We start from the raw sequence: 6,045 nt of genomic DNA, 5'->3' as shown, positions 1-6,045 counted from the left end.
GCCCCCACGCTTTTCACTGCGTCTTCGACTTCGTGTAATGCGCTGCCCCCCGAGGGGGCCGCTGCGCCTGCGGCCCGGCAAAGCCGGTTCCGCGGCCCCGGCTTGGGCAGAACAGAACGATCACTTTTGAGAAGGGTACTCGCATGATCGCCGCTAGTCGTCTCAAGATTGGGTTGTCAGCGTGTTTCTCGCATGCCGACCCAACCCGCTCTTTCTTCACCGGCAAGACGCTACAGTATGTCGAACAGTCGATCGCACACTGGGTTATGTCTTCCGGCGCCATGGTCGTCATGGTGCCTTGCCCCACGGGCAGCACGCAGCGCGGCGACGTTACATACGAACACTATGCACAGTGGCTGGACGGCCTGGTGCTGCACGGCGGCGCCGACGTCTGGCCCGGCAGTTACGGCGAGGAGCCGCTGGAAGAAAAATGGTCGGGCGACCGTGTGCGTGACGAATACGACAAGGCACTGGTAGCCGCGTTTGAAAGAGCCGGCAAACCGGTGTTTGGCGTTTGCCGCGGCCTGCAATTGCTCAATGTTGCATTCGGCGGCACGCTCTACCAGGACATCAATACGCAGGTGCCTGACTCCTTCGTTCACCGCGACGCCGTCACTTACGACCAGAACTTTCACAGCGTGAACATCGTGCAGGGCTCCAGGCTTTCCGCCATGTACCCCGGCGTGGAGCGCGTGCGCGTCAACAGCATCCACCACCAGGGCATCAAGGATTTGTCACCCGAGTTTGAAGCCGAGGCTTTCAGCGTGGACGACGGCATCGTGGAAGCGATACGCCGCAAGGACAAAACCAAGAGCTATATCGCCGCCACCCAGTGGCATCCCGAATTCCACAAACCCGGCTCCGACACGATTGACGACGCCGCCGTACTCGATGATTTCCTCACCGCCGTAGCGGCGGCCAAAAGCAAAGCCAACAAACATGACCAAACTCGCCATTCATAACCCCGCCACAGGTGAGATGATCACCGAACTGCCTGCGGACGACGCGGCTTCCGTCGCTGCCAAGGCAAAGCAGGCGCGCACCGCGCAGGCTGCGTGGGCCGCCGTGCCGGTGGCCGAGCGCAAGACCTGCATCACGCGCTTTCGTGCCGGCATCGTTGCAGAGCTCGATACCCTGGCGGCCGTCATGACGCGAGAAACCGGCAAGCCGATCAAGATGTCACGCAATGAACTCAACGGCCTGCTGGGCCGCATTGATTTTTTCCTGGCAGAGCTTGACGCGTCCACGACCACACAGACCGTGTTTTCCGATGGCGGCATGACCGAGCAGATCGAGCACACACCGCTGGGCGTGGTCGCCAATATTTCGGCCTGGAACTACCCCTGGTTTGTCGGCGGCAATGTATTCATTCCCGCGCTCCTGACTGGCAATGCCGTGCTTTACAAGCCCTCTGAATATGCGGCCATGACGGGCCAGGCCATCGCGCGCCTGCTGCATGCGGCCGGTGTTCCGCAAGATGTGTTTGTGCTGCTGATCGGCGGCGGCGCAGTCGGTGCGGCGCTGATGGAGCAGCCGGTGGACGGCCTCTTTTTCACCGGCTCCTACGCCACCGGGGCAAAGATCGCAAAAGCCATCGGCCCGCGCATGGTCAAGCTCCAGCTGGAGCTGGGCGGCAAGGACCCGACTTACGTCTGCGAAGACGCCAACCCCCAGGCCGCCGCCGAGTCGCTGGCCGACGGCGCGATGTACAACACCGGCCAGAGCTGCTGCTCGGTTGAGCGTATCTACGTGCATGAAAAAATTTACGACGCGTTCGTCACCGCCTTTGTAGACACCGTGAAGACCTTCAAGACCGGCGACCCGATGAGCGAAGACACCTACATCGGCGCCATCACCCGCGCGCCGCAGCTAGAGGTGTTGGATGCCCAGGTCGCCGATGCCAAAGCCAAAGGGGCGACCCTGCTGGCAGGTGGCAAGCGCGGCGCTGGACCCGGCACCTGGTATGAACCCACGGTGTTCAGCAACGTCAACCACAGCATGGAGCTGATGCGCGAGGAAAGCTTCGGGCCGGTCATCGGCATCCAGAAGGTATCGGGCGATGCAGAAGCCGTCAAACTCATGAACGACACACGCTACGGCCTGACCGCCGGCGTCTTCACGCCAGACGAAAAGCGCGCCAGGACGCTGCTGTCCCAGGTCAACGCCGGCAGCGTCTACTGGAACTGCTGCGACCGCGTCAGCCCGCGTTTGCCCTGGAGCGGCTACGGTGATTCCGGTGTGGGCCTGACCTTGTCCACCTACGGTATCCAGACATTCACCCGGCCAAAGGCTTGGCACCTTCGTCAATCCTGAACATGAAGCTCACCCTCTTCGATCTGGACCACACCGTACTCAACGGCGACAGCGATGTGCTGTGGTGCGATTTCCTGATCGAGAAGGGTTACCTGGGCAAGACGGAATTCACCGCACGCAACGCCGACATGGCAGCGCGCTACAAGGCGGGCACCGTGGGCCTGAAGGAGTTTGCCGATTTTTATGTGGGCACCCTGGCAGGTCGCACCGCCCAGGAATGGGAGCCGATGCGGCAGGAATTTTTAGCGGACTGGATTGTTCCGCGCATCACACCGGCTGCGATCGCACTGGTCGACAAGCACCTGGAGGCCGGCGACCTGGTGGTCATGACGACGGCCACCAACCGCTTCATCACCGAGCTCACGGCAATCTACTTCGACATCGAGCACCTGATTGCCACCGAGCCCGAAATACAGGGCAGCCGTTTCACCGGCAGCACCACCGGCGTACTGAACATGCGCGAAGGCAAGGTCGAGCGCTTGCATGCCTGGCTCACCGCACGCGGCCTGCGCTTCAAGGATTGCAAAACCACCGCCTACAGCGATTCCATCAACGACCTGCCGCTGCTGGAAGCCGTGAAACACCCGGTGACTGTGAATGCCGATGCGACGCTGGCAGCGATTGGGACTGAGCGCGGCTGGCCCGCGCTGCAGTTGCACTGAGCAGCCCGGCCTGCGCAGCTGAAACAGCCCCAGAGAGGGTTGCATCCGCCTCGTTTGAGTATAAAAATGGCCTGCAAGGCAATCAGGGCGGGCGCCAGCAGCTATTAAAAGAATAGCATTTACGCCCGCATCTGCCCGCTTACTCCGCGCTCAGATGCTTGCCCACAATCCCGGCCAGCTCGAACATCGTGACCTGCGGCTTGCCGAACACCGGCAGCAGCTTGGTGTCGGCGTTGATGGCGCGCTTGTTGGCCGCGTCCTGCAGGCCTTCGGCCTTGATGTAGTCCCAGAGCTTTTTGATGACCTGGGTGCGCGCCACCGGTTCGGCGCCAATCACCGCGGCCAGTGCGTCGCTGGGCTTGAGGCCTGCGCCCGGCTTGGCGACGCGCGGCGTTTTGGGCTTGGCGGTTTTGGCGGCGGGCGTCTTCTTGGCGGCGACTTTTTTGGCTGCAACCTTTTTGGCCGCAGGTGCGGCGCCCTTGGCCGCCACCGTCTTGCCGAAAGGCGTCTTCACCGTGCCGGTCTTGGCCGCCGCCGGCTTGCGCGGCGGAAATTTGGACGGCGCGAACTCGAAGTTCACCTTGTCGGCCTCCTTGTCCCAGGCCAGCATGGCCTTGAAGGGGCGGCGCGTGCGCATCGAAACGAACTTGTCGAGCAGATCAGTCTTGCCAGTTTCCAGCAGCTTGTGCATCTGCTCGCGCTCAATCGGCTGCTGCAGGATCACCTGCCCGGTCTTGAAGGTGCAGCTGGGCGTGGGTTGGGCCAGTGTGGGCACCGACTTTTCGCAGACGTAGTTTTTACCGAGCTCGAACACCCGCGCGGCGCAGCGCGGGCAGGGGCCCAGCGACTGCTGGTCGCCAAAGTCGACGATCTCGCCGGTCTCGGCATTCTTGTCGTCGCCGAAGTCGAATTCAAGCTTGTAGTTCTTCGTCTCTTCGTCGAACTTGATCACCATCTCGGCGGTAAAAGGCCAGCCGGCCTTGGAGCGGAAGCCGTCCAGCGGGCCGATCTTCTTGTCGCGCAGGAACTGCTCAACCTCAGCCACTTCAAAGGTGCGGCCCGCCGGCGTTTTGCCGAAGCTGAAACCACAGCCGTCGTCGCCGTTCTTGCCGGTGCAGGTGTAGCGCCGGTAGTTTTCCTTCATGACACCGCCGCAGTTGGGGCAGGGCGCTGAGAGCGTTGCGTAGTCGCCGGGAATCGTGTCCTTGTCGTAGCCTTTGGCCTTGGCCACCATGCGCTCGGTCATGGTGGCAATTTCGGCCATGAAGGTTTCGCGGCTCAGCTTGCCGTGTTCCATCTGCGCCAGCTTGAACTCCCACTCACCGGTCAGTTCGGCCTTTGAAAGCTCCTGCACATCCAGTCCGCGCAACAGCGTCATGAGCTGGAAGGCCTTGGCCGTGGGGATCAGCTCGCGGCCTTCGCGCAGCATGTATTTCTCGGCAATCAGCCCTTCAATCGTGGCGGCGCGCGTCGCCGGCGTACCCAGGCCTTTTTCCTGCATGGCTTCGCGCAGCTCGTCGTCGTCAATCGTCTTGCCGGCGCCTTCCATTGCGCCCAGCAATGTCGCTTCGGAATAGCGGGCGGGCGGCCGGGTCTTGAGGCCCTTGGCCTCGACCACCTCGGCGCGCACCATTTCGCCCGGCTTGACCGGCACCAGGCTCTGGCCCTTGTCGCCGTCCTTGGCGTCGGCCACTTCATCGGCGGCTTCCTTGCCGTAAATCGCCAGCCAGCCCGGCTTGACCAGCACCTTGCCTTCAGTCTTGAAGCTGTGGCCGACCGACTGGGAAATACGCGTGGTGACCAGGTATTCGGCGCTCGGGAAAAACACCGCCATAAAGCGGCGCACCACCAGGTCATACAGTTTTTGTTCGGCTTCGCTCAGGCCGCTAGGCGCCTGCAGCGTTGGGATGATGGCGAAGTGGTCGCTCACCTTGGCATTGTCGAAAATGCGCTTGCTGGGCTTGATGTAATTGCCCTTCAGCGCCGTCGCCGCGTGCGGCGCCAGGTGCTTCATGCCGCTGCTTTCCAGCATTTCAAAGGTCTTTTTGACCACCGGCAAATAGTCTTCGGGCAGCGCGCGCGAGTCGGTACGCGGATAAGTCAGGGCCTTGTGGCGTTCATACAGGCTTTGYGCAATCGACAGCGTCGTCTTGGCTGAAAAACCGAACTTGCCGTTGGCCTCGCGCTGCAAGGAAGTCAAATCAAACAGCAGGCCGGCGGCCTGCGTGGTGGGCTTGCTTTCTTCCGTCACCGTGGCGGACTTGCCGCGCACGGCTTCGGCAATCGCCATGGCTTCGCGCTCGGACCAGACGCGGTCGGCTTTCAGTTCGGCATCGGGCTCCGTGTTGTCGGCATTGGCCGCGGCTTTTTTCCACTTCGGGTCAAACCACTTGGCGGGGTATTCGCCGGCCTCGGCCAGGAAGGTCGCGTGGATTTCCCAGTAGTCGCGGCTCACGAACTTGCGGATTTTTTCCTCGCGCTCCACCACCACCGACAGCGTCGGCGTCTGCACACGGCCCACGGTGGTCAAAAAGAAACCGCCGTCACGCGAGTTGAAGGCCGTCATGGCGCGCGTGCCGTTGATGCCGACCATCCAGTCGGCTTCCGAACGTGAGCGCGCCGCATCGGCCAGGCCCTGCATCTGCTTTTCAGTGCGCAGGCTCTCAAAGCCGTCGCGGATGGCTGCCGGCGTCATGGACTGCAGCCACAGCCGTTTCACCGGGTGCTTGCTGTTGGCGTATTGCTGGATCAGCCGGAAGATCAGCTCGCCTTCGCGGCCCGCGTCGCAGGCATTGACGAGGGCGCCCACGTCCTTGCGTTTGGTCAGCTTGACGATCGCGTTGAGCCGCGTCTTCGTCTTGTCCATGGGCTTCAGGTCAAAGTAGGGCGGAATGACAGGCAAGTTGGCAAAGCTCCATTTGCCGCGCTTGACGTCAAACTCCTCAGGCGCCTGGATCTCGACCAGATGGCCCACGGCCGAGGTGACCAGCCACTCGTCGCTCTCGAAGTACTCGTCGTGCTTTTCAAATTTGCCGGCCGTAGGCGTGATCGCCCGCACAATGTCTTGTGC

4 protein-coding genes are annotated in these 6,045 nt (G+C 62.1%); 3 read left to right on the top strand and 1 reads right to left on the bottom strand.

Annotated features, from left to right (window positions below):
* Positions 1–143 precede the first annotated feature (143 nt).
* Genes AC1D1P_RS12020 through AC1D1P_RS12010 form a run of 3 tightly spaced genes read left to right on the top strand, consistent with a single transcriptional unit; the run spans position 144 to position 2,975 of the window.
* Entirely contained in the window at positions 144–962 is an 819-nt protein-coding gene (locus AC1D1P_RS12020; protein WP_477648783.1) for a gamma-glutamyl-gamma-aminobutyrate hydrolase family protein, read from the top strand.
* On the top strand, positions 940–2,313 hold the full coding sequence (locus AC1D1P_RS12015; RefSeq protein ID WP_477670571.1) for an aldehyde dehydrogenase family protein: 1,374 nt from the start codon (positions 940–942) through the stop codon (positions 2,311–2,313). The genes AC1D1P_RS12020 and AC1D1P_RS12015 overlap by 23 nt, the downstream gene beginning before the upstream one ends.
* Before the next feature lie 2 nt (positions 2,314–2,315).
* Positions 2,316–2,975 (top strand): HAD family hydrolase, encoded by a 660-nt coding sequence (locus tag AC1D1P_RS12010; protein ID WP_477670570.1) that lies wholly within the window; start codon positions 2,316–2,318, stop codon positions 2,973–2,975.
* Between the two features lie 139 nt (positions 2,976–3,114).
* Here the strand turns inward: AC1D1P_RS12010 and AC1D1P_RS12005 are convergent.
* Positions 3,115–6,045 (bottom strand): DNA topoisomerase III (locus tag AC1D1P_RS12005; protein WP_477673133.1); only part of this gene is annotated, 2,931 nt, incomplete at its 5' end.

It is taken from the genome of Polaromonas sp. P1_E1_2 (genome assembly GCF_056406035.1).
This window is presented reverse-complemented; position numbering and strand designations above follow the sequence as displayed.

Excerpts from the sequence above, each read along its gene's own strand:
- AC1D1P_RS12020 (WP_477648783.1), top strand. The coding sequence starts at position 144 with ATGATCGCCGCTAGTCGTCTCAAGATTGGGTTGTCAGCGTGTTTCTCG.
- AC1D1P_RS12015 (WP_477670571.1), top strand. The coding sequence starts at position 940 with ATGACCAAACTCGCCATTCATAACCCCGCCACAGGTGAGATGATCACC.
- AC1D1P_RS12010 (WP_477670570.1), top strand. The coding sequence starts at position 2,316 with ATGAAGCTCACCCTCTTCGATCTGGACCACACCGTACTCAACGGCGAC.